The sequence below is a fragment of the Intrasporangium sp. genome (assembly GCF_035280925.1).
Taxonomy (GTDB): Bacteria; Actinomycetota; Actinomycetes; order Actinomycetales; family Dermatophilaceae; genus Intrasporangium.
Genome location: NZ_DATEEY010000051.1, coordinates 1 through 21,725, shown reverse-complemented (window position 1 = coordinate 21,725; position 21,725 = coordinate 1). Strand labels below are relative to the sequence as shown.

The window sequence follows — 21,725 nt, the reverse complement described above, 5'->3', positions numbered from 1 at the left end:
GCGGGTGGCAGATCCGATCAGGGAGCGGCACGGGAGGATGGACAGAGTCGCCGTCATCTCGGACGTCCACGGCAACGTCACCGCGCTCGAGGCGGTCCTGGCCGACATCGAGGCCCGGGGCATCACCCGGATCCTCAACCTCGGTGACGTGGTGGGCAAGGGGCCGCGCGGCTCGGAGGCCATCAAGCTGACCCGCGAGACGTGTGAGGTGACCGTCCGCGGCAACTGGGACACCTTCATCGCCCGCGATGCCGTCCAGGCCTTCGAGGGAGGGCAGTGGGCGCGCGACGAGCTGACCGACGACGACATCGGCTGGCTCGCTGCGCTGCCGAACTCCCACGAGCTCCTCATGAGCGGCAAGCGAATCCGGCTCTTCCATGCGTCGCAGACCAATGAGTTCGTCCGCGTCCGAGTGCAGCACACGCGGGAGGAGTTCCTCGGCATCTTCACGAACACGCCCTTCACCGGCGAGTTCCGCGCCGGGCCGTGGCCGCAGGGCACGACACCGGACGTCGTCGGCTACGGCGACATCCACGGCACCTACCTCGCGGCCGACGACGGCCTCATGCTGTTCAACGCCGGGGCCGTCGGCAACCACCTGGACGGACCGAGCGCACCCTACGTGATCCTCGAGGGGGTCGTGGGCTCCGTCGTGCCAGAGTCGTTTGCCGTCACCTTCGTCCGCGTGCCCTATGACATCGAGGCGGAGGTCGCGGTGGCCCGGGAGCGCGGCATGCCGGACGTCGACGCGTATGCGCTCGAACTGCGCGAGGGGGTCTACCGGGGCAACGGCACGCCATCCTCCTGACACCCCATGACGTCAGTCCAGCGGGACGACGCCAGACGGAGCGCTAGTCGGTGAGGGCGGCGAGGAACACCTTGCCGAGGTCCTGGGCCTCACGGGCGACGTAGGCCTCACCCTTGGCAGCATCGGCGAGCCGGCGCAGCGTGACCGCATCGGCCTCGCCGCCAAGGGCGATGCTGAGGATCCGCACGGGCCGCTCGGTGCCCGCGAGCGGCTCGAGCTTGGCCAGCACCTGCTCGAGCGAGGCGCTCCCGGGGTCCTCGTTCTTGCCGTCACTGATCAGGACGATGGTGTTGTTGCCCTCACGCCATGCGTTCTGGGCCGCCGCAGCCGCGGCGATGACCGTGTCGTAGAGTCCCGTGGCTCCGTCCGCGCGCAGTCCGTCCAGCGACTTCTGCAGCGCCTGCACCGCGGTCTCGCCGCCGACGTTCCGCGATGGCGGCCCCAGATCGAGAACCACGGTGTGGTCGGCTCGGTTCTCCTGACGTGAGAACGTCCAGAGCCCGATGTTGGTGCGGTCCGAGAACAAGGGCAACGAGTCCGCGATGGCCTGCTTGGCCAGATCGAGCCGCGTCGCGTTGCCTGCCGCAGCGACGCGCTCGTTCATCGACCCGGACGTGTCGAGCACGACGAGGACCGACCCCTGGCGGTCGAGAGCGGTCCATCCCTGGAGCGACTGCGCGAGCGACCATGCGTTGGGGCCGGAAGGCGTGAACCGCGGCTCGGACGCCACCACGCCCTGCGCGGTGTCGGCCTCCGTCTGGAGACGCGGCGTGCGCCACCCGTCGGCTGCCATCAGCTTGTTCTCGGCGCCAGTCACCAGGAAGACCGCGAAGCGATCCAGGGCGGCTCTCTGCTGATCCGTCACCCAGTCGGCGTGCACCGTGATCAGCGGGACCTCGTTCGGGTGGATCCCGTCCGACGGGTACAGGGCAGCGAGCGGGATGCGTGGCTTCGTCGCGTTGTACCGGAGCACCTCGCGCTCGCTGGTCGGAAAGAGCATCGCTTGCTTGGTGGCGTCCTCGGGCGTCGTCTTCGTGTCCGTCAGCCCGGCCATGACCTTCTCCTGCTCCAGGTTCAGGCTCGCCAGGGCACTGTGCGCCGACAGCAGACCCCTCCGCACGTCGTCCACCGTCTCGGCACCGTCGGTCGCCCATTGACTCAGGCTCATCATCGCGGTCAGGCTCGCTGCGTCGCGAAGCGGGTCCTGCCAGCCGATGCGCACCCTTCCCCACTCCGGATGACCCTTGGCGGCCCAGCCATCGGCGGCCTTGGCGAGCTCGACCAGCTCTGCCCAGCTGGGCTGGGACTCGGGCCAGCCCAGCGCCTCGGCCATCGGTCGCGGTGCCGCGATGACGGCGGGGCTGACGGCGACGACAGGGAAGGTACGCGGGAGTGCTGTCGACAGCTCGGGCCGGCGGCCGAGGACCTCTCGCCAGATGCTGGCATCAGGCACCCAGGCGGTCGGTGCGTTCGCCCCTCCACCCGCCTCGAGCGAAGCGCGAAGCGTGTCCGCGAAGACATTGGGGTCCGCCGAGACCACGGTCGTCGTGGCGCACCTACCGTCCACCCACGAGGCCGTGCCCTCGTCGAATGCGGTCGCAGCCTTGGTGAGCGCGGGCGCGAGGGAGGGCGACGCGGTGATGGTCAGGGGCACGCGCTCGTCGCCGCAGGCGACGGGCGCACCGGATCCACCGTCAGGCTTGAAGAGCAGATAGGCGCCGAGCGTGAGCAGCAGGAGAGGGACGAGCACGAATGCGACGAGCTTGACCTTGCGGCCGGGACCGGTCGACGGCGCCCGATGGCGTCCGCCAGAGCGGCCTCCCGCCAGGCGCTCCGTCATGCCCTGCATCCCGGACGGACGCGGCGGGGAGTCCCCAGCGGCCGACTGGAGGCTTTTCTCGTAGGGACCCACCGGGCGTGCCGGGGGCCCAGGCTCTTGACTCAACCGCGGCCTCCCGAGTCCCACGCATCATCGCAACTTGGCGACACACCACTTCGACAGCGCATCGCACCCGGACAGTTGATCCGAATCGTACACATAAGGTGCTCGACGTCCACCGGAGGGACGGTATCCGAGATTCCTCAGGACCTCATGGCTCCGAGGCGCGCCAGGAGGATGGCCTCCGCCTCGCACACCCGCGCGAACTCTTCGAGGTGGAGCGACTCGTTCGCGCCATGTGCCCGGGTGTCCGGATCCTCGACGCCGGTGACCAGGATCGCCGCCTCCGGGAATCGCGCGGCGAAGTCCGAGATGAACGGGATCGACCCGCCCACGCCCATGTCCACCGGGTCGACGCCCCAGGCGTCGCGGAACGAGGCGCGGGCCTGGTCGTGGATCGGCCCGTCTGCCTGGGCTGCGAAGCCGGATCCCTGCTCCGTGAGCTCGACGGACACGCGGGCACCCCACGGGGCGCGCTCGTCGAGGTGCGCTCGCAGCAGCTCGAACGCCCTCTGCGGGTCCTGGGTCGGCGCGATCCGCATCGAGATCTTGGCCGCGGCCCGTGCCGCAAGCGTGTTGGAGGCCTTTTCCATCGACGTCGCATCGATGCCGATCGTGGTGATGGACGGTTTGGTCCACAGTCGGGTGAGGATCGAGCCGGAGCCGATGAGCTCCACGCCGTCAAGCAGACCGGACTCGGCCCGGAACCGCGCCTCGTCGTAGTCGAGCTCGGCGGCGACTCCCTCGTCGAGGCCCTGCACTGCGACGTTGCCATCGTCGTCGTGAAGCGTGGACAAGAGCTTGACGAGCGCGGTCACGGCGTCGGGGGCAGCACCACCGAACATGCCCGAGTGGACGGAGTGGTCGAGCGTCTGGACCCGGACGATGGCACGGACCCCGCCACGCAGGGTCGTCGTCAGCGCGGGCGTGCCGATGGCCCAGTTGCCGGAGTCGGCGATGACGATGGCGTCGGCAGCGAGCCGGTCACCGTGTCTGGCAAGAATGGCCGGCAGTGAGGGCGAGCCTGACTCCTCCTCGCCCTCGACGAAGACCGTGACCCCGACCGGCAGCCGGTCGCGATGGGCTCTCAGTGCGGCGACGTGCGCCAGGACCCCGGCCTTGTCGTCGGCGGCTCCCCGGCCGTAGAGGCGCCCTCCTCGCTCAGTCGGCTCGAAGGGGGCAGTGTCCCAGTCCGCCTCGTCGCCAGGGGGTTGCACGTCGTGGTGCGCATACAGCGTCACCGTCGGTGCGCCCTCGGGTCCGTCGATGTGGCCGATCACCGCGGGGCGACCACCCTCGGCGACGACCTCCACGTCGAGGCCCTCCCCTCGAAGCAGCTCGGCCACGGCCTCGGCGCTGCCTGCGACGTGGGACTGGTCGAAGCTGGCCGCCGAGACGCTGGGGATGCGCACGAGTCTCTCCAGGTCGGCACGCACCTGGGGCATGAGCCCAGCGACTCGGTCACGGACGGCCTGGATCTGGTCAGGGCTGAGCACGTCTTCGGTCACCGTCCGACCCTACCCAGCCACCTGCGAGGAGGCAGCCCCGCTCCTCGACCGACACCATCAATTCGATGACCGGCCCGGTGGCGCTTGGATACCGTCGCCACCATGGGTGAGCACCCGCCCGGGAACCATGCAGGCGTGGGCTTCGGCGCCGGCCTGGATCCCTGGCTCGAGCGCCTGGGCAACCTGCGCAACGTCGTGCGCCAGCAGCTCGTCGCCCGCCAGCTCGACGCGCATCTACCGAGCACGGACCGGCCGCTCCGCGTCCTCGACGTCGGGGCCGGGCAGGGCACGCAGGCCATCCGCCTCGCCCGGCTCGGCCATGTCGTCACCGCCGTCGAGCCCAGCTCCCGGATGCGGGCGGCCTTCGCACGGGCAGCCGCGGCGCTCGAGGACGAGGCGCGGGAGCGCGTGACGCTCCTCGACGGCGACGTCGCCGCGGTGTCGCACCTGACGAGCCCAGCGGCATACGACGTCGTGATGTGTCACGGAGTCCTGATGTACCTGCCCGAGTCGGGCCCGGCCATAGCGGAACTGGCCCGCTGCGCCGCACCCGGGGCACTCGTCTCCGTCGTCGCCCGGAACGCCGACGCGTTGGCCTGGCGGCCGGCCTCCAGGCGTGACTGGGCCGGCGTGCTGGCCACGCTCGACGAGCAGGACCAAGCCATCGCCGAGCGACGAGACCCTTGGTACGTCAACGAGATCCACGTCCGTGCGCGAGCCGACCGCCTGGACGAGCTCACGGCGAGGTTCGAGCGCGAGCGACTGCGGGTCGAACAGTGGTACGGGATCCGGGTCGCCTCCGACGACGTTGGCGTGGACACTCCTGCTCCCCCACCCGCCGAGCTGGCCCGGATCGTCGAGGTGGAGGACCGGCTCGGCCGGACCGATCCCTACCGCCGGCTCGGGACGCTCGTCCACGTCGTCGCACGTGCCGTCCCTCCTCGGCACCGCGGAGGTCTTCGCCGACACCACGAGCCAGACCGTGTTGCCGATGGTCGTCGACAAGGCTGATCTCGGCGCCAACGCGCGCTTGATGGCCGGGTTCATCACCGTGAACGAGCTCGTCGGGCCACCGATCGGCGCGGCGCTCTTCGCGGTCGTTCTGGTCGTGCCGTTCCTCGCGGAGGCCATCTGCGTCGCCCCCGCCGCGCTGATGGTCTCTCGTGTCGTGCTCCCAGCACATGGCCGCGATCCTGCGGCGCCCCCATCCCACCTGAGACGCGACATCGCGGAGGGCCTGCGCTGGCTCTGGCACCACGCCACAGTGCGCACCCTCGCGCTGACCATCTTCGCGTTCAACGTGACGTACGGCGCGTCGTGGTCCACCCTGCGCCAGCGCGCGGTGCCGAGGCGCCTCCAGGGACGAGAGAGCAGCGTCCACCTTCTCGGTGTCCTCGCCGGTCTCGTCGTCGGCGGCATCGTCGGCGGAGCTGTTGCGCAGTTGTTGCCGGGCATGGGGCGTCCTCGCCACGTTCTGGTTCGGCTTCGCCGGGTCAGCCCTGCTCGTCATCGTCATCTGGCGGCAGCTGCCCCACATCGCGCGTGCCGACGCGCAGGCCTTGGCCGATCCCTGAGCTCCGCTGGATGACTCCTGTCGCGGGGTGGTGCTCGGTGGGCCGTGCTGTTTGAATCGAAGGGTGCGGCTGTCACGCGATGCCGTGGACAGGGCCTTCGGCGCCGTCCCTCGTGAGGGCTTCCTGCGCCCGGCCTTGCGCGGGGATGCTCGTCGTGACGCGCCCATCCCGATCGGGCACGGACAGACCAACTCGCAGCCCCGCACCGTCGAGACGATGCTGCGCCTGCTCGATGTCCAACCGGGCGATCGCGTCCTCGACGTCGGGGCCGGCTCCGGCTGGACGACCGCCCTCCTGGCGGAGCTGACCGGCCCCGGAGGATCGGTTCGCGGGGTCGAGCTCGTCCCGGAGCTGGCGCAGTGGGGTGCCGAGAACCTCGCAGCAGTCCACTATCCATGGGCCTCGATCGAGGCGGCCACCTCCGGCGTGATCGGCGCGCCCGAGCGCGGGCCCTACGACCGGATCCTCGTGTCGGCCAACGCCCGACGCCTCCCGGACGAGCTCGTCGCCCAGCTCACCGACGGGGGCCGCATGGTGATCCCCGTGAGCAGCCGCATGCTCGTGGTCGTGCGGGAGGGGGACAACGTCTCAACGAGCGAGCACGGCGCCTACCGGTTCGTGCCGCTGCGCTGAAGCGGCGGTCCCGGAAGGGACGCCAGATACCGCTCCAGCGCCTCGGCGGCGTCCGGGATCGACCCCCCACCGAGCACGTCCACGAGCAACCCCCGGACCACGGCGACGCCCAACCGCGTCACCGCCGGATCGACCTCGAGATCCCACCGCACCGCCAGGTCGGTCGTCGCGTCGACCCATGGCGCCGTCAGGTCGTCGCCTGGCCCCCGCGACGTCAGGGCAACGGTCTCGAGGAAGAGGCGGACGAAGGGCAGCACCTCCGGACGGGTGAGCTCCTCCCAGAGCGCCCGGATCAGGTCCCGCGGAGACTCGGCCCCGGTGGCCAGCTCGCGCAGGAGCCGGACCTGGTCCGCCTCCATCCGCGCGACGATGGCGGCCACCAGCCCGGCCCTCGACCCGAAGTGGTAGAGCAGCATCCGGTGCGACGTCCCCGCCTGGGCTGCCACGTCGCGCAGGCTCCGGTCGCCGAGTCCCTCTCGCGCCACGACGGCCGTGACCCGGCCGAGCAGCTCGTCCCGCGCCCTGCCCATTCGCACTCCCCAGTGGCCGACCAGTTGCCAAGAGAATTTCCATTGCCTCGGACTGTACCAAGTGGTTCACTTCTTGACATGCATCTGGAGAACAGCCTCACCATCGCCGCACCCGTGCACCGGGTGTGGGACCTGACCATCGACATCGAGCGATGGCCGACCTTGACGCCCACGATCCTCTCTGTCGAGCGGCTCGACGACGGCGAACTACGGGTCGGCAGCAGCGCCCGGGTCGCCCAGCCTCGGATGCCAGTGGCGGTGTGGACCGTGACCGAGCTGGAGCCGCTGTCCCGGTTCGTCTGGGAGGCCCGGATCCTCGGGTCACGCTTCGTCGGGGGCCACCACCTCACGTCCACAGCTGACGGCACGCGCAACAAGCTCACACTCGACGTGACGGGCTCGAGCGCGGGCCTGCTCTCCCTCGTCGCCGGCTCGGCGATGCGTCAGGCGATCGCCACGGAGAACGAGGGTTTCCGTCGCGCGGCGCTCAGCGCTGAGCGGCCCGGCTCGGAGCACACGCTGTGAACACCTAGAGTTGTCCTCGTGTTCGGACGCAAGAAGACCCTCAACGAAGAGCTCATCGACCAGGAGCAGCCACCTCGCCCCGGGGCGAAGAACCGCCCCACGCCCAAGCGACGTGACCAAGAGGCGGCCAACAAGCGTCCGCTCATCGTCACCGACCGCAAGGTCGCGCGTTCGAAGGACAAGGTGGCGCGGCGCGAGGGGATGGCCAAGCAACGGGCCGGGATGCTCGCCGGTGACGAGCGGTACCTGCCGGCGCGCGACAAGGGCCCGCGCCGCCGCTTCATCCGCGACTCCGTCGACGCCCGGTGGAACCTCGGCGAGTTCATGCTCCCCGTGATGCTCCTCGTACTGCTGCTCAGCTTCATCAGGACGAACTGGGCCCTGATGTCGGTCTTCATCCTCGTCTACGGCCTCATCGTCCTGGCCATCATCGACGCCGTGCTCATGTGGCTGCGGACCAAGAAGAAGGTCATCACCAAGTTCGGCCAGACCGAGCGGGGTGACGCCTTCTACGCGATCATGCGGGCCTTCCAGATGAGGCGCACGCGGATGCCCAAGCCGGCCGTCGACCGCGGACAGCACCCCTCCTGACCGGCTGACGCCGTCAGCGCTCGTCCCGTCCACCGACGAGGTCGGCGAAGGCCAGTGGTCTCCGGGTGACGGCATACGTCGCGAAGTACAGCTTCGCCACCGTGCCATCGGCCGCACGGACGACCTGGAGCACCTCGCCGCGCTCCCTCCCGGCAGCGGCCCGATAGCGGTCGGGCCCCTCCCGCGCGAACCGCGTCTCAGACAGAGGGTCGTCGGTGAGCCGAGACCACAGCTCGCCGTCCCGGACGAAGAAGATGATCGGGGAGCCCTCGGACCACCACTGGCCCAGCAGCTCGGCCAGCTCCGGCCGGGGCTGCTCCGGCACCCAGGCCGGCTCGATCGGCGGCTCGGCATCGACCACCGCCTCGACCAGGTCCGTGGCCAGCACGAGCGGCTCGGCGCCCGACGTCGCGTTGGCGAAGACGATCGCGCCCACCTTGTCCCGGCGCCGGACCCGCAGCCCGGTGAGGTAGCCGGGCATCGCTCCGCCGTGACCGACGAAGACACGGTCACCGCGGCGGCCCATGCCGAAGCCGAGTCCGTAGGCTCCCGTCCACCCGTCGACATCCGTCATGATGAGCGGTCGGCACATCTCGTCTATCGTCTCCGGACTGACGACCCGGTCATCCGGGTCCGCGAGATAGGCGGCGTAGCGGGCCATGTCGGCGACGGTCGACCACAGGCCGCCGAGCGGCGCCGTTGCGTTGAGGGTGAAGAGCGGCTCCTCCCTCGCCGTACCGGCGTACGGGTCGACCTGGTACCCGTGCGCGCGGTCGTCGGCAGGGATGAGGCCGGTGCGGGCCATCCCGAGCGGGTCGAGGACCCGTTCCCGGATCACGGTCTCCCAGTCGTGGCCGGTCACCCGCTCCACGACCTGGCCGAGCAGGCCGTAGGCGAGGTTCGAGTAGTGGAAGGCGTGGTGGGCGGGCAGGACCTGCTCGGCCTCCTCGACGCCCACGAGGAAGGCCTCACGCTCGGGGGCGCTCAGGCTCTCCCAGATGTTGCCGATCGGCTCCCGCTGCAGCCCTGAGGCGTGCGCGAGCATCTGGCGCAGCTGGAGCCTCGCGTGGCGGGTCCCCGGCACGTGGGCATCGAGCGGGTCGTCGAGGCTCAGGCGCCCCTCGTCGCGCAGAGCCATGACGGCCAGGGCCGTGAACGTCTTGGTGACCGAGCCGATCATGAACTGGGTCGAGTCCGTCGCGGCGACCGAGTCCCCCGTGCCATCGGACCCGTCGCCCAGTCGCGCCGTTCCGACGTGGGCGGTCCAGACAAGCTCCCCGTCGCGCACCACTCCCGCGCTCACACCGGGGCTGCGCCAGCGACGTTGGGCTGAGCTCACCCTGGCGTTCAGGTCGCGCTCGACGAGGCTCGACAACGCGGCCGCGGCCCGGGGCGCCGGCCCCCGGAGACGGGCTGCGTCAGCGGTCACTCGGGCGCTCGAAGACTCATCGGGCCGTAGACGACGCCGTCACCGTGACGCAGGGTCACCGACTCCACTCCCCTGGCGAGCAGTTCCTTCCACGACTCACCGAGGTAGTTCTCCGCATCGCTCTGGGTCGGGAAGCCGCGGGTGACGAGCGACCCACCAGCCATGGTCTCGCCATGGGCGTCGAAGTACACCCAGGTCCAGTCCGCGCTCATGGCGTCACCCTAGTTGGCCGGATGCCGCCCCGATCAACCAAGGTCACGCAGCCACCGGCTGGACCGCGTTTGACGCCGGTCGGCTCTGCATGCCACGGTTCGAGGTACCCGATGGGCAATGGGGCAAGCCGGTGAGACTCCGGCGCTGACCCGCAACCGTGAAGCCCGGACGTCGATCTCCTCGGCATCCGGCGCCAGCCGGAAAACCCGTGTCCGTTCGGCTCCTTTGTCAGTCTGTCGTGGAATGCGGACCGGAGACACCAGGCCTCAGGCACAACAACCTCCGACCTCGGTGCCCCACCGCAAGGAGGTAATCGTGTCCCTTGCCCAGCGTGCCCCGATCCGGGCCGTCCTCGCCGTGCTGCTCGCCGCAGCCATCACCGCCCTCTCGGTCGGGCCGGCCCATGCGGCCGCCTACCGCTTCTGGGGCTTCTACCAGCTCACCGACGGCCAATGGGCCTTCGCCCAGAAGGGATCGGACCAGATCGTCCCCAAGGATGGATCGGTCGACGGCTGGCGGTTCGCCGTCGCGGACGTGAACGACGTTCGTTTCCCCCGTGCCACGGCGAGCTTCGAGCAGATCTGTGCGTCCACTCCGGCCGAGACCGGCCAGAAGCGGGTCGGCCTCGTGATCGACTTCGGCCGGGCAGCGGACTCGGCCGACGGGACGACCCCGCCCGAGCCCAAGGCGCTGTGCGCCGTCGCCGCGCCCGACGCGACGAGCACCGACGTCCTCGCCGCAGCAGGCGAACTTCGCGTCGAGAACGGGCTCGTCTGTGCGGTCGCGGGCTACCCGGCCACTGAGTGCGGCGGTGAGGTGAAGGATCTCAGCGCCGAGGCCAAGGCGGCGGACACCCCCGTGCAGCTCGCCTTGCCGACCGCAACCCCGACCGCAACCCCGACGGACACGCCGACGACGGACGCGGCGCCCAACGCAGCCCCGCTCAGCGCACCCGCGGAGGACACGTCGAGCGGCACGAGCACAGCGGCATACGTCATCGTCGGGCTCGCCCTGCTGGCCATTGTCGCCTTCGTCATCGCGCGCTCGCGGGCCGCGGACAAGCGCAACGCCTGAGCCCGTCCTCATGAGCGCTCGGGAGCGGCTCCTGCACCCCGCAGCCTGGTGGCTGTGGGGGCTGGGGCTGGCGACGGCCGCGTCGCGGACGACCAACCCCATGGTCCTCCTGCTCGTCATCGGCGTCTGCACCCTCGTCGTCAGCGAGCGTCGCGACCCGTCGGCCCCCAACCCGCTCATGGCCTTTGTCGTCATCGGGGCGATGATCGTCACGTTCCGCCTCGTCACGACCGTCATCCTGGGCAACGGGATCCGGGGCGAGACCGTGCTCTTCACCCTCCCCCGGATCCCCCTGCCTGAATGGGCCTCCTTCCTGCGCATTGGTGGACGGGTGTCGCTCGAGAGCCTGCTCTACGCCCTCTATGACGCGTTGCGGCTTGCGGCGATCCTCGCGTGCCTCGGCGCCGCCAACGCGCTGGCCAGCCCGAGGCGTCTGCTGCGCTACCTGCCGGCGACGCTGTACGACGTCGGCACGGCGGTTGTCGTCGGCCTGACCTTCGCACCGCAGCTGCTCTCCGACGCACGGGCGGTCCGCAGCGCCCGATCGCTTCGCGGGCACGACGGCCGCGGGGTTCGGGAGCTGGCCCGCCTCGCCGTGCCCGTCCTCGAGACGGCCTTCGAGCGCTCCCTCGGGCTGGCCGCCTCGATGGAGTCCCGCGGCTACGGTCGGGCCGTCCGGACAACCCCACGCGGCCGTCGCACCGCGTCCGTCCTCGCGGTCGTCGGCGCCGTGGGCGTCCTCGCCGGGCTCTACGGGCTGCTCGACAGCTCCGTCGGCGGCGTCCTGGGCCTGCCCCTCCTGCTCGTCGGAGTGGTGGTCACGGGCGCCAGCCTGGCGATCGGTGCCTCCCGAGACGGCCGGTCGGGTCACCGGCGCGACAAGTGGACGTGGGCCGAGACCCTCACCGTCGTGTGCGGCGCCGTTCCCGGAGGCGTCCTGGTCGTCGCCAGCGCACAGGGTTGGGCCGGTGTCGTGCCGGTCCCCAGCGCCGGGTCGCCCCCGCTGCCCGTGCTCACCGTCCTCGCCGTCCTCGTCGCGGCGCTCCCCGCCTGGTTCACCCCGCGTCCCCGAAGGGCCCTCCCATGATCGTGTTCGACCACGTCACGGTCCGCTACGCCGACGCGGAGGAGCCGAGCCTGCGCGATGTCACGCTCGAGATCCCGGAGGGAGAGCTGGTCCTCGTCGTCGGTCCCACCGGCAGCGGGAAGTCGACTCTGCTGCGCACCATCAACGGCCTGGTCCCCCACTTCAGCGGGGGCACGCTCACTGGCCGTGTCGTCGTGGATGGCCGGAACACTGCCGAGAATCGGCCTCGCGACCTGGCCACCGTCGTGGGCCTCGTCGAGCAGAACCCGTCGTCGACGTTCGTGACCGACGTCGTCGAGGACGAGATCGCCTACGGCATGGAGACGATGGGCCTCGATCCGACGACGATCCGTCGGCGTGTCGAGGAGACCCTCGATCTCTTCGGGCTGACGCCATTGCGCGCCCGACCCCTTGGCGCGCTCTCGGGGGGGCAGCAGCAGCGGGTCGCCATCGCCTCCGTCTTCGCCGCCGGGCCGCAGATCCTCGTGCTGGACGAGCCGACCTCGGCGCTCGACCCGGTCGCAGCCGAGGAGGTGCTCGCCTCCTTGCACCGGATCGTGCACGACCTCGGCGTCACGGTGGTCCTCGCGGAGCACCGGCTGGAGCGGGTCGTGCATCATGCGGACCGAGTCGTGCTCATCGACGCAGGCCACACGTCGGCCCTGCTCGATCCGGCTGCGGCAATGGCCGACTCACCGATCCACCCCCCGCTCGTCGCCCTGTCCCGCCTGGCCGAGTGGTCCCCGACCCCGCTCTCCATTCGCGACGCGCGTCGCCGCGCTGGCGCCCTGCGGGACCGCCTCTCCGCGGCGGCGCCCATGACAGCCCGGCGCGACAGCCAGTCGCAGCACCCCGCGGTCCTCATCGAGGGGGCTGGCATCGCACGCGCCGGGAGGATCGTCATCGAGGACCTGTCCTTGGGCCTGTTCCCCGGTAGCGTGACCGCCCTCATGGGCAGGAACGGAGCCGGCAAGTCCACGCTGCTCGGCACCGTGGCAGGTCAGCTCGCCCCCGCGGCGGGTTCCGTCAGAGTCGCCAACGGGACCACGTGGGCCCACCCCGCGACGCTGCCGGCCAAGCGCCGGGTCGCCCTCGTCGGCCTCGTTCCCCAGCAGCCCGAGCTCCTGCTGTACGGCGACTCCGTCGCCGCCGAGTGCGCCGCTGCCGACCGGGACTTCGACGTGGCGAGCGGCACGACGGCCGCGATCCTGGAGCGGATCTCCGGGGGCCTCGACCCGGCGCGGCATCCCCGCGACCTGTCCGAGGGCCAGCGCCTGGAGCTTGCCCTGTCGGTGATCCTGGCGGGCACCCCCGCGGTCCTCCTCCTCGACGAACCGACCCGTGGCCTGGACTACGGAGCCAAGCAGCGGCTCGGGGCCACGCTGAGGGATCGTGCCAGCGCCGGTGCGACCGTCCTGTTGGCGACGCACGACGTCGAGCTCGCCGCCGAGGTCGCCGACCGCGTCGTCATCCTCGCGGACGGCGAGGTCGTCGCCGACGGCCCGGTCCGTCAGGTTCTCGCCTCGTCCCCGGCCTTCGCCCCACAGGTCACCAAGGTGCTGCGCCCCCAGACGTGGCTGACCGTCGACGAGGTGGCCGCGGCACTGGGACGGTCCGCATGAACGTCATCCCGGTCCGATGGTCGGCTGCCGCTGCGATGGGTCTCGTCGGGGCGATCGGCGCCATGGCCTTTCTCTGGCCCTTCTTCGCCTCCGCAGAGTTCGTGCGGAGCCACGGCAACGACACCCCGTGGCTGTTCGCCGGGATCCTTGCGCTGCTCACGCTGGTCTGCCTTGCCGAGCTGACCTCGGGGAGACTCGACGCGAAGACGATCGCCGTGCTGGGCGTGACGGCAGCGGCAGGGGGTGCAATGCGGGTGCTGAGTGCCGGGACGGCCGGCCTCGAGCCGATGTTCTTCATCATCATCGTGGCCGGTCGCGTGCTCGGGCCCGGAGTGGGCTTCGTCGGAGGCGCACTCGCGCTGCTCACCGGCGCTCTCCTCACCGGAGGTGTCGGGCCCTGGCTGCCCTTCCAGATGATCGGTGCCGGTGCGATCGGACTCGGCGCCGGCCTCCTCCCGGGGAGACCGGGAGCCCGGTCGGAGCGATGGGTGCTCGCGGGCTACGCCCTGACGAGCGGAGTCACCTTTGGGCTCTTCATGAACCTCTGGTTCTGGCCGTTCCTCGGCGCCAACGCCCCGACGGGCATGGGTTTCGTGCCCGGCGCCTCCCTCACGGAGAACCTCGGCCACTACGCCGTCTTCTACGTCGCGACGTCCCTCGCCTGGGACCTGCCGCGCGGGGTGCTCAATGCCATCCTCGTCACCGTCGCCGGGCCAGCCCTGCTCCGTGTCTTCCGGCGGGCGGCTCGCCGCGCCGCCTTCGGGTCGGAGGTGACGTTCACCTCGTCCCCCGGGGAACGGGGCTCCCCCGCGAACGAGGACGACGTCGTGGCGACCGCCGCCGACCATGGCACGCTGGCCAGATGACTCCGCGGGCCCCCACCACCACACTCGTCACCGGACCGGTCCGCAGCGGCAAGAGCCGTCATGCCGAGCACCTCGTCGCTCTGCAGCGGAACGTTCTCTACGTGGCGACGGGTCGCCCCGCTGAGGATGACGACCCGGCCTGGGCCGCGCGCGTCCGGGCCCACCAGGAGCGCCGACCCTCGAGCTGGCGCACGCTCGAGACGGCGGACGCGCAAGAAGCCCTCACCGCCGCCGTCGGACCGGTGATCATCGACTGCCTCGGCACCTGGCTCACCGCGCAGGTCGACCTCGTGGGGTGGGACGACCTCGATCACGCGACCGACCAGGTGCGCCAACGCACTGCATCCCTGATCGAGTCCCTCTGTCGTGCAAGGCATCCCGTCGTGGTCGTGACGAACGAGGTCGGTTGGTCGCTCGTGCCGGTCACCGCCTCGGGCCGCTTCTTCCAGGACGAGCTGGGCAGGCTGAACGCAGCAGTCGCGGAGGTTGCGGCTGCGGTGCACCTCGTCGTGGCCGGGCGGGTGCTGGACCTCACCCAGGCTCCGCTCGTGCCCCGATCCCTCCCGCCGCGGACGCTCAATGCGTGATGCCTGGCGCCTCAGTGCGGGCACCTTCCTCGTCATACCCGTGCCCCCGCCCGACCGTGTCGACCGGGCAGTGGCAGGGCGCGCCATGGTCCTCGCACCGGCGACCGCCGTCCCGGCCGCGGCCGTGTGGCTGGGCCTCGGGGTCGTCGCGCAGACGGGCTGGCTCACCCCGCTCCTCGCGGCCGGCCTCGCCTTGACCGCGACCGCCCTGCTGAGCCGTGCCATGCACCTCGACGGCCTGGCCGACCTTGCGGATGGACTGACCTCGGGTCCCGGCCGGTCACGGGCGCTCGAGGTCATGAAGCGCGGGGACACCGGTCCCGGGGGCGCCGTGGCGCTCGTCCTCGTCCTGCTCATGCAGGCCGCCGCCCTGGCCGGTGTGCTCGGCACGCCGATGGGCACGGCTCTCGCGGTCACCGCGCTGCTGGGCAGTCGCCTCGCACCGGCTGTGGCCTGTCGCCGGGGCGTGCCACCGGCCCGCCCCGATGGGTTGGGTGCGGCCGTGGCCGGGACAGTCACCTGGCGCTCCCTCGTCGCATCGGCGCTCGGCGTCCTGCTCGTCGGCGCGGCTGCGCTCCGGCTGGCCGGTGAGCCGCCGTATGCCGCTGGGTTCGTCCTCGTCGCGGGTGCCGTGGCCGCGTGGCTCGTCACGTGGCACGCGGTGCGACGGCTGGGCGGCGTCACCGGCGACGTCATCGGGGCCGCGATCGAGGTCGCCCTCGTCACGTCCCTCGTTGTGGCGGCGGCCGTCGCGTCGGTCAACGGTCGCTGACCTGATCATCGGGCCCACCACAGCGACCCGGGCGGAGGCGATCAGGCCAGGGCCTGCTCCACCCTCGCCATCACCTGCGACTCGTTCGCGGACGTGTCATCGGCCGCCGCCGCGACGTCGCGGCAGCTCTGCAGCACCGTCGCCCGATAGCTCTCGACCAGGTCCGGCGCCTTGGCGCGGAGGGTCGACATGGCCTGCCGCAACCGGTCGAGGGTGGTTGCCTCCAGCTCCTCCCTGGAGCCCGCGCGCGGCATGCTCGGCAGCCCACCCTGGACGAACAGGTCGCGAATCGCGGGTGGCGCGGTCTTGACCGCCTTCGACGCGGCGAACGACTCGCGGAACGTGTCGATGAAGCCGCTCTCGGCCTGTGACACCAGCGCTGCGGCCATGATGGCGGCGGAGCGGACCAGGTCTCGATCCTCGTCCATCAGCCGGCCACCGGCAGCGGCGCCCGTCTGATCGGGTGGCACCGAACCGGTCGGCTGGTCCTGGCCCAGGGAGATGGCGGGGGTGGCGGGGTCCGTACCCGCTCGCGGCGTCTCAGTCATGGCTGGGTCGTACCCCTCCGGCACCCCGCGCTAACCGCGCTGACCCGTCGTCAGGGCTCGCGGACCTGGACCTGGACGAACGGGGGCTTGACGACCTGCGCCTCCACGTTACGACCGCGGACGTCGATCTCGACCGTGTCACCCTCGGCGACGTCAGGGTCGAGCAGCGCCAGGGCGATCCCCTGCCTCAGGGTCGGCGAGAACGTGCCGGAGGTCACCTCACCTATCTGGGCACCGCCCCGGGACACGGTGCAGTGCGGTCTCGGGATGCCCCGTCCGGTGACGAGCAGGCCGCGGCTGAGGCGGGTCGGGCTCGCCTTCTCGGCGACGAGTGCCTCCTTGCCCCAGAAGGACTCCTTCTTCCACCCGACCGCCCAGCCGGCTCGAGCCTGCACCGGGGAGATGTCCAGGGACAGGTCCTGGCCGTGCAGCGGATAGCCCATCTCCGTCCGCAGGGTGTCCCGGGCGCCGAGGCCGCAGGGTTTGCCGTCGTAGGTCCCGATGACGTCCATGAGCGCATCCCAGAGCGCCGGTGTGTCATGCCAGGACGGGACGAGCTCATAGCCACGCTCGCCGGTGTAGCCCGTCCGGCACACGATGACGGGGCGGCCCTGCCACTCGGCCTCGTCGAACGACATGTAGTCGTGCCCGGTGGGTAGGCCCAGCGCATCCAGCACCTCGTCGCTGTTCGTGCCCTGGACCGCGATGATGCCGTGGGCATCGTGGAGGTTGGCGACCTCGATGCCGGCGGGAGCGGCCGCTTCGAGGCGGCGAACCACCTCGGCCGTGTTGGCGGCGTTGGGGATGAGGAACACGTCGTCGTCCGCCTTGAGGTAGACGATGAGGTCGTCGACGACACCGCCGGACTCGTCGCAGCAGAGGGTGTACTGCGCCTGACCCGGCGAGATGCGCCGAAGGTCGTTGGTGAAGCAGGAGTTGACGAAGTCGGCCGCCCCGGGACCCTTGACCGAGGCCTTGCCGAGGTGGCTGACGTCGAAGATGCCGACCCGTTCACGGACGGCCGTGTGCTCCGCCACGACACCGCCACCCGGGTACTCGATCGGCATGTCCCAGCCGCCGAAGTCCGCCATCTTCGCACCCAGCGCGACGTGCCGGTCGTGCAGGGGCGAGAGCATGGGGGAGGCGGTCCCCGACGTCGTTGTCGTCATGGCGGTCAACTTATCGCGGCTTGGCGGGACTTATCATCGACGCCACAACGCCCGGATGCCGGCACGACCGTGTCGTACCCGTGGGATCGAGCCCCCGCACCTGAGAAGGAGTCCCTCGTGGCGAACCTGACCATCTCCGCCCAGCCGGCCGCCAAGGCAACCGGCGACGCCATCGTCGTCGGTCTCGTCGCCGGCGAGGACGGCGCAAGCCTCGCGCCCGGCCACGGTCTGCCCCGCAAGGCCGTCACCCACCTCAAGGCCGTGATCTCCGATCTCGACCTCACGGGCAAGGCCGGGGACACCACATTCCTCGCAGCCGTGCCGGACCTGACCGCTCGAGTGGTGGTGCTCGCCGGTATCGGTGAGCTCGACGGGCGCGCGGAGGGCGAGGCTCTCGAAGACGTGCGTCGCGGCTTCGGCGCGGCCGTGCGGGGGCTGGCCAAGAAGGAGAAGGTCGTGGTCGTCGTGCCGGGAAACTCCAGCGCCCTCGTCGCGGCCGCCGCTGAAGGCGCCGCACTCGGCGCCTACGGTGTGTCCAAGGCCGGCGCGAACGGGGAGGCTGTCGCCTCGATCTCCCTGGTCGGTCCCGCGGACGCGGCGGCGCGCAAGGCCGTCAGCCGGGCGGCCGCGCTCGGCGACGCCGTGGCCTACACCCGCGACCTGGTCAACCAGCCACCCAACATGCTCTACCCCGAGACGTTCGTCGCCTCCCTCCAGAGCCGGGTCAAGGGGACCAAGGTCAAGCTCAAGAGCTACGACCTGGCGCAGCTTCGTTCCGGCGGCTTCGGGGGCACCGTCGGCGTCGGACAGGGGTCGGCCAACGAGCCGAGGATCGCGGTGCTCACCTACGCCCCTGCTCGGCCGAAGGCCACGATCGCCCTGGTCGGCAAGGGGATCACCTTCGACTCCGGTGGCCTGTGCATCAAGCCTGCCGCGAGCATGCTGACGATGAAGAGCGACATGGCGGGGGCGGCCGCGGTCGCGGCCACCGTCCTCACCGTCGCGAAGCTGGGACTGCCCGTGGCGGTGACCGGTTACCTGGGCCTCGCCGAGAACATGCCGAGCTCCACGGCCCAGCGCCCGAGCGACGTGGTGACGATGCGCGGCGGCAAGACGGTCGAGATCCTCAACACTGATGCCGAGGGCCGGATGGTGCTGGGGGACTGCATCGCCCTCGCGAGTGAGACCTCCCCGGACGCCATCGTCGACGTCGCAACTCTCACGGGTGCGCAAGTGGTGGCGCTGGCGAACACCGCAGCCGTCATGAGCAACGACGACGGCTTCCGCACGCGCGTCATCGACGCCGCTGCTGCCGCCGGCGAGGCCATGTGGCCGATGCCGCTGCCCAACGAGCTGCGTCCCGCGCTCGACTCGATCAACGCGGACCTGGCTCACAAGGGCGGCGTCGAGGGCGGCATGCTCACCGCTGGCATCTTCCTCGGCGAGTTCGTCGGCGAGGGCATCCCGTGGGGCCACATCGACATCGCCGGACCGTCGTTCAACGACAAGGCAGCCAGCGGCTACGAGCCCAAGGGCGGCACCGGCTTCGCCGTCCGCACGCTCATCTCACTCATCGAGAGCTACACCTGACCCAATCGAGTGTGCCAATCGAGTGTGCAACTTCTGCGCTTCATGACGTAGCGCGCGGCTGACGATGCCGGGCAGAAGTTGCACACTCGATTGGCAGAAGCTGCACGCTCGATTGTTCGTCTAGCCGCCGGCCTTCCGACGGAACATCTGCTGCGCCTTGGCGGGACCATGCGCACCGTGCACCTTCGAGCGGTCCTGGTCGTCCGAGACGTCCTTGCCGCCGTGCGAGTGCTTCTTCGCCAGCGCCTCACGGAACTTGGCCTTCATCTCCTCGCTGGGCCCGGTCGCGGAACCCTCCTGCTTGGACACGTGTACCTCCTGAAGCGACGCGGACGTGACATCCCCACACTGTCAGCCCAGCGGCATACCTGCCAGTGCTTTTGGGTCACACCTGATCAGGCGTCGCCGCGCCGTTTACGGCTGTTCCACTGCCGCATCCGGTTCGGGTAGCCGGTGTGGTTGACGTCGTAGACGGGGACGCCGAGACGCTGGGCGAGCGCGAACGCATCCTTGCGCTCCCCCACCGCCCGGCGGGTCCACTCGCCGTCCCACGCGATGAGCACGATGGTCGTCGTCGTGACGCTCGTGGCGGGCTCCACGTAGGCCTCCACGCCGCGGTGCCCCTCGACGAAGGCACGTAGATGTGCCTCGACGGCCTTGCGGTCGATGTCCATCAGGGGGCCGTCGGACCGGCCCAGGGCGGGCATGTCCTTGGGGCGACGGCGACGGGAGAACCAACCCATGACCGCACTGTACGACGGCTGAGCCAACCCTACGGGCGGCGACCAAGGAGACTCACCTGCCTGTGACGTCGCTCTCGATCAATGACAAGATGCTTCTTGCGTGACCCATCCCGTGACGCACCCGCATGACCCACCCCGTCATCGAGCGAGCGAAGGAGCACCACCACATGTCGGCTGAAGCCGTCGGCGACTACGACGTCGTCATCCTCGGTGGGGGGTCGGGCGGGTATGCCTGCGCTCTCCGTTCGGCGCAGCTGGGCCTCAAGGTGGCCCTCGTCGAGAAGGGCGAGCTGGGCGGGACCTGCCTGCACCGCGGGTGCATCCCGACCAAGGCCCTGCTCCATGCCGCAGAGGTCGCGGACACGGCCAGAGAGGGTGCGCAGTTCGGCGTGAAGACGACCTTCGAGTCGATCGACATGGCAGGCGTCCACTCGTACAAGGATCGTGTCGTCAGCCGGCTCCACAAGGGTCTCCAGGGGCTGGTCAAGTCCGGCGGCATCGACTACGTCGAAGGCAGCGGCGCCCTCGACGGGCCGAACACGGTCGTCGTCGGCAACCGTCGCCTGACGGGCAGGAACGTCGTGCTGGCCACCGGCAGCCATGCGAAGTCCTTGCCGGGCCTCGAGGTCGGCGGCCGGATCATGACCTCTGACGAGGCGCTCAGCATCGACCACGTTCCCGCGAGAGTCGTGGTGCTCGGAGGCGGTGTCATCGGTGTCGAGTTCGCCTCCGTGTTCCGCAGCTTCGGGGCCGAGGTCACCATCGTCGAGGCGCTCCCCCGGCTGGTGCCGGCCGAGGACGAGGCCGTCAGCAAGCAGCTCGAGAGGGCTTTCCGCAAGCGCAAGATCGCGTTCAAGACGGGGGTGCGGTTCGCTGGCGCCACCCAGTCGGGAGATGTCGTCTCGGTCTCGCTCGAGTCAGGCGAGAGCATCGAGGCCGACCTGCTCCTCGTCGCGGTCGGCCGAGGACCGGTGACGGAGGGCCTCGGCTACGAGGCCGCTGGGATCACGATGGACCGCGGCTTCGTGCCGACCGACGAGCGCCTGCGCACCAACGTTTCCGGCGTCTACGCGGTCGGCGACATCGTGCCCGGCCTGCAACTGGCTCACCGGGGCTTTGGCCAGGGCATCTTCGTCGCGGAGGAGATCGCCGGCCTCTCCCCTGCCGTGATCGAGGAGTCCGGCATCCCGCGTGTCACGTACTGCGACCCGGAGATCGCGAGCGTGGGGCTGACCGAGGCCGAGGCCCGGGAGACCCATGGCGAGATCGAGACCCAGGAGTACAACCTCGGGGGAAACGGCAGGTCCCAGATCCTGGGCACGCAAGGGTTCATCAAGCTCGTTCGACGCAAGGATGGACCCGTGGTCGGCGTTCACATGATCGGTGCACGCATGGGCGAGCAGATCGGCGAGGCACAGCTGATCGTCAACTGGGAAGCCCACCCCGAGGACGTCGCCGGGCTCGTGCATGCCCACCCGACGCAGAACGAGGCACTCGGTGAGGCCCATCTGGCCCTCGCTGGGAAGCCGTTGCACTCGCACGCTTGAGCCAGTTACTGGGAAGAGGAGAGAACACGTCATGTCAGAACGCGTGACCATGCCGGCCCTGGGCGAATCCGTCACCGAAGGGACCGTCACCCGCTGGCTCAAGAGCGTCGGCGACCGCGTCGAGGTGGACGAGCCACTGCTCGAGGTCTCGACGGACAAGGTCGACACCGAGATCCCCTCACCAGTGGCGGGCACCCTTCAGGAGATCCTCGCCCAGGAGGACGACACGGTCCCGGTGGGAGCGGACCTCGCGGTGATCGGCGAGGGCGAGGCGGCTCCCGCTGAGCAGGCGGCTCCCGCTGAGCAGGCGGCTCCCGCTGAGCAGGCGGCTCCCGCTGAGCAGGCCGCCCCCGCTGAGCAGGCCGCTCCC

The 21,725-nt window shown here is 70.6% G+C and carries 24 protein-coding genes and 1 riboswitch; of the genes, 15 read left to right on the top strand and 9 right to left on the bottom strand.

Annotated elements, in window-relative coordinates:
• The first annotated feature begins 4 nt into the window (after positions 1-4).
• Entirely contained in the window at positions 5-808 is an 804-nt protein-coding gene (locus VJN29_RS05375) for a metallophosphoesterase family protein (protein WP_324142552.1), read from the top strand.
• Between the two features lie 43 nt (positions 809-851).
• Here the strand turns inward: VJN29_RS05375 and VJN29_RS05370 are convergent, their stop codons facing one another.
• Positions 852-2,648 carry a VWA domain-containing protein gene (locus VJN29_RS05370; protein ID WP_324142551.1) on the bottom strand — a complete coding sequence of 599 codons (1,797 nt, stop codon included), beginning with the start codon at positions 2,646-2,648 and terminating at the stop codon, positions 852-854.
• A 242-nt stretch (positions 2,649-2,890) separates the two neighbouring features.
• Positions 2,891-4,255 (bottom strand): dipeptidase, encoded by a 1,365-nt coding sequence (locus VJN29_RS05365; RefSeq protein ID WP_324142550.1) that lies wholly within the window; start codon positions 4,253-4,255, stop codon positions 2,891-2,893.
• Positions 4,256-4,357: 102 nt separating this feature from the next.
• On the opposite strand from VJN29_RS05365, the gene VJN29_RS05360 reads away from it, so the two are divergent.
• Genes VJN29_RS05360 through VJN29_RS05350 form a run of 3 tightly spaced genes read left to right on the top strand, consistent with a single transcriptional unit; the run spans position 4,358 to position 6,462 of the window.
• On the top strand, positions 4,358-5,266 hold the full coding sequence (locus tag VJN29_RS05360) for a methyltransferase domain-containing protein (protein ID WP_324142549.1): 909 nt from the start codon (positions 4,358-4,360) through the stop codon (positions 5,264-5,266).
• Complete coding sequence (locus tag VJN29_RS05355; protein ID WP_324142548.1) at positions 5,247-5,843, top strand: hypothetical protein; 597 nt, start codon at positions 5,247-5,249, stop codon at positions 5,841-5,843. Before VJN29_RS05360 ends, VJN29_RS05355 begins: the two co-directional genes overlap by 20 nt.
• 55 nt (positions 5,844-5,898) lie before the next feature.
• A complete protein-coding gene (locus tag VJN29_RS05350) occupies positions 5,899-6,462 on the top strand; it encodes a protein-L-isoaspartate O-methyltransferase (protein ID WP_324142563.1) in 564 nt (187 codons plus the stop codon).
• Here the strand turns inward: VJN29_RS05350 and VJN29_RS05345 are convergent.
• The gene (locus VJN29_RS05345) at positions 6,438-6,992 is read right to left on the bottom strand and encodes a TetR/AcrR family transcriptional regulator (protein ID WP_324142547.1); all 555 of its coding nucleotides are present in this window, start codon (positions 6,990-6,992) and stop codon (positions 6,438-6,440) included. The genes VJN29_RS05350 and VJN29_RS05345 overlap by 25 nt on opposite strands.
• A 78-nt stretch (positions 6,993-7,070) precedes the next feature.
• Between VJN29_RS05345 and VJN29_RS05340 the strand changes: the two genes are divergently transcribed.
• Entirely contained in the window at positions 7,071-7,517 is a 447-nt protein-coding gene (locus tag VJN29_RS05340; RefSeq protein ID WP_324142546.1) for an SRPBCC family protein, read from the top strand.
• An 18-nt stretch (positions 7,518-7,535) separates the two neighbouring features.
• A complete protein-coding gene (locus VJN29_RS05335) occupies positions 7,536-8,108 on the top strand; it encodes a DUF3043 domain-containing protein (RefSeq protein ID WP_324142545.1) in 573 nt (190 codons plus the stop codon).
• A gap of 13 nt (positions 8,109-8,121) precedes the next feature.
• Here VJN29_RS05335 and VJN29_RS05330 read toward each other — a convergent pair whose 3' ends face one another.
• Together VJN29_RS05330 and VJN29_RS05325 are read right to left on the bottom strand one after the other, a co-directional pair.
• A complete protein-coding gene (locus VJN29_RS05330) occupies positions 8,122-9,537 on the bottom strand; it encodes a serine hydrolase domain-containing protein (protein ID WP_324142544.1) in 1,416 nt (471 codons plus the stop codon).
• Complete coding sequence (locus VJN29_RS05325) at positions 9,534-9,749, bottom strand: hypothetical protein (RefSeq protein WP_324142543.1); 216 nt, start codon at positions 9,747-9,749, stop codon at positions 9,534-9,536. Before VJN29_RS05325 ends, VJN29_RS05330 begins: the two co-directional genes overlap by 4 nt.
• A gap of 70 nt (positions 9,750-9,819) precedes the next feature.
• Positions 9,820-9,978, top strand: a riboswitch (cobalamin riboswitch).
• Between the two features lie 87 nt (positions 9,979-10,065).
• On the opposite strand from VJN29_RS05325, the gene VJN29_RS05320 reads away from it, so the two are divergent.
• Genes VJN29_RS05320 through VJN29_RS05295 form a run of 6 tightly spaced genes read left to right on the top strand, consistent with a single transcriptional unit; the run spans position 10,066 to position 15,758 of the window.
• On the top strand, positions 10,066-10,824 hold the full coding sequence (locus tag VJN29_RS05320) for an SCO2322 family protein (protein ID WP_324142542.1): 759 nt from the start codon (positions 10,066-10,068) through the stop codon (positions 10,822-10,824).
• A 10-nt stretch (positions 10,825-10,834) separates the two neighbouring features.
• On the top strand, positions 10,835-11,911 hold the full coding sequence (locus tag VJN29_RS05315) for an energy-coupling factor transporter transmembrane component T (RefSeq protein ID WP_324142541.1): 1,077 nt from the start codon (positions 10,835-10,837) through the stop codon (positions 11,909-11,911).
• Entirely contained in the window at positions 11,908-13,533 is a 1,626-nt protein-coding gene (locus VJN29_RS05310; RefSeq protein WP_324142540.1) for an ABC transporter ATP-binding protein, read from the top strand. The genes VJN29_RS05315 and VJN29_RS05310 overlap by 4 nt, the downstream gene beginning before the upstream one ends.
• Complete coding sequence (locus VJN29_RS05305; protein WP_324142539.1) at positions 13,530-14,399, top strand: ECF transporter S component; 870 nt, start codon at positions 13,530-13,532, stop codon at positions 14,397-14,399. Before VJN29_RS05310 ends, VJN29_RS05305 begins: the two co-directional genes overlap by 4 nt.
• On the top strand, positions 14,396-14,986 hold the full coding sequence (locus VJN29_RS05300; protein WP_324142538.1) for a bifunctional adenosylcobinamide kinase/adenosylcobinamide-phosphate guanylyltransferase: 591 nt from the start codon (positions 14,396-14,398) through the stop codon (positions 14,984-14,986). Before VJN29_RS05305 ends, VJN29_RS05300 begins: the two co-directional genes overlap by 4 nt.
• Positions 14,979-15,758, top strand: a complete 780-nt coding sequence (locus VJN29_RS05295; RefSeq protein ID WP_324142537.1) for an adenosylcobinamide-GDP ribazoletransferase — start codon at positions 14,979-14,981, stop codon at positions 15,756-15,758. The genes VJN29_RS05300 and VJN29_RS05295 overlap by 8 nt, the downstream gene beginning before the upstream one ends.
• A 41-nt stretch (positions 15,759-15,799) precedes the next feature.
• On the opposite strand, the gene VJN29_RS05290 is transcribed toward VJN29_RS05295, so the two are convergent.
• Together VJN29_RS05290 and gcvT are read right to left on the bottom strand one after the other, a co-directional pair.
• On the bottom strand, positions 15,800-16,306 hold the full coding sequence (locus VJN29_RS05290; RefSeq protein WP_324142536.1) for a hypothetical protein: 507 nt from the start codon (positions 16,304-16,306) through the stop codon (positions 15,800-15,802).
• 50 nt (positions 16,307-16,356) lie between these two features.
• Positions 16,357-17,475, bottom strand: a complete 1,119-nt coding sequence (gene gcvT / locus VJN29_RS05285) for a glycine cleavage system aminomethyltransferase GcvT (RefSeq protein ID WP_324142535.1) — start codon at positions 17,473-17,475, stop codon at positions 16,357-16,359.
• A 117-nt stretch (positions 17,476-17,592) separates the two neighbouring features.
• Between gcvT and VJN29_RS05280 the strand changes: the two genes are divergently transcribed.
• Positions 17,593-19,065, top strand: a complete 1,473-nt coding sequence (locus tag VJN29_RS05280; protein ID WP_324142534.1) for a leucyl aminopeptidase — start codon at positions 17,593-17,595, stop codon at positions 19,063-19,065.
• A 120-nt stretch (positions 19,066-19,185) separates the two neighbouring features.
• Here VJN29_RS05280 and VJN29_RS05275 read toward each other — a convergent pair whose 3' ends face one another.
• Both VJN29_RS05275 and VJN29_RS05270 read right to left on the bottom strand, forming a co-directional pair.
• On the bottom strand, positions 19,186-19,374 hold the full coding sequence (locus tag VJN29_RS05275; protein ID WP_324142533.1) for a DUF5302 domain-containing protein: 189 nt from the start codon (positions 19,372-19,374) through the stop codon (positions 19,186-19,188).
• A gap of 86 nt (positions 19,375-19,460) precedes the next feature.
• The gene (locus VJN29_RS05270; protein WP_324142532.1) at positions 19,461-19,808 is read right to left on the bottom strand and encodes a hypothetical protein; all 348 of its coding nucleotides are present in this window, start codon (positions 19,806-19,808) and stop codon (positions 19,461-19,463) included.
• Positions 19,809-19,975: 167 nt separating this feature from the next.
• On the opposite strand from VJN29_RS05270, the gene lpdA reads away from it, so the two are divergent.
• Together lpdA and VJN29_RS05260 are read left to right on the top strand one after the other, a co-directional pair.
• On the top strand, positions 19,976-21,355 hold the full coding sequence (gene lpdA, locus VJN29_RS05265; protein WP_324142562.1) for a dihydrolipoyl dehydrogenase: 1,380 nt from the start codon (positions 19,976-19,978) through the stop codon (positions 21,353-21,355).
• Between the two features lie 31 nt (positions 21,356-21,386).
• Positions 21,387-21,725 (top strand): biotin/lipoyl-containing protein (locus VJN29_RS05260; RefSeq protein WP_324142531.1); only part of this gene is annotated, 339 nt, incomplete at its 3' end.